Source organism: Streptomyces africanus (genome assembly GCF_002150735.1).
In the GTDB taxonomy this organism is placed as follows: domain Bacteria; phylum Actinomycetota; class Actinomycetes; order Streptomycetales; family Streptomycetaceae; genus Streptomyces; species Streptomyces africanus.
This window is the reverse complement of the sequence record NZ_MUKA01000465.1, coordinates 1-561: the sequence shown is the minus strand read 5'-3', so window position 1 is coordinate 561 and position 561 is coordinate 1. Positions and strand designations below refer to the sequence as shown.

At 70.6% G+C, this 561-nt stretch carries 1 pseudogene; it reads right to left on the bottom strand.

From position 1 onward, the window contains the following. Positions 1 to 228, bottom strand: a pseudogene (locus CCL05_RS39910) (phosphatase PAP2 family protein); the annotation flags it as partial. Positions 229 to 561: the final 333 nt, after the last annotated feature.

Genomic DNA, 561 nt, shown 5'->3' with positions numbered 1-561 from the left:
GACCAGCGCCGCCGCTCCCACGGGCTCCCCCAAGAAGTCCGTGGCCAGGGCGAGAGACCGCCAGGGCAGCCCCACACTGTCCGCCGTCGGCTGGATGATCCACCTGTCCACCCTGCCGGGCTCGCTGTGGCCGGCGTACAGGACCCCGAGCACGACCACCACCACCGCGGCGACGGCCGCGACCGGCCCGAGCCGCGCCCGCAGCAGTGGTTCGTGTTCCAGTCCCATGTCCCCCGCCGCCACCGCCCTGCCGCGCCCCCGCGAATCCCTGCTTGCCACCCTAACCAGCAATGCGGTCGCGGAGAACCGCCGCCGGAGATCCCGATCGGTCCCGGCCGCGTCAGCGTCGCGTCAGCGGGACGTCAGCACGACGGAAGAGAGTCACGTACGACGCAGGATTACTCGGCCGCCGCGATCTCGCGTCCAGAAACTCAGTAGCGACGCCAAGGAGATGAGATGTTCGCAAGACTGAGGGAATCTGGATCCGCTCCCCTCCGTACCGAGCCTCGCCCGACCCCGCATTCCGCTCAGGGCGGGCGCCCCATTCCCGGTCTGAGCCTG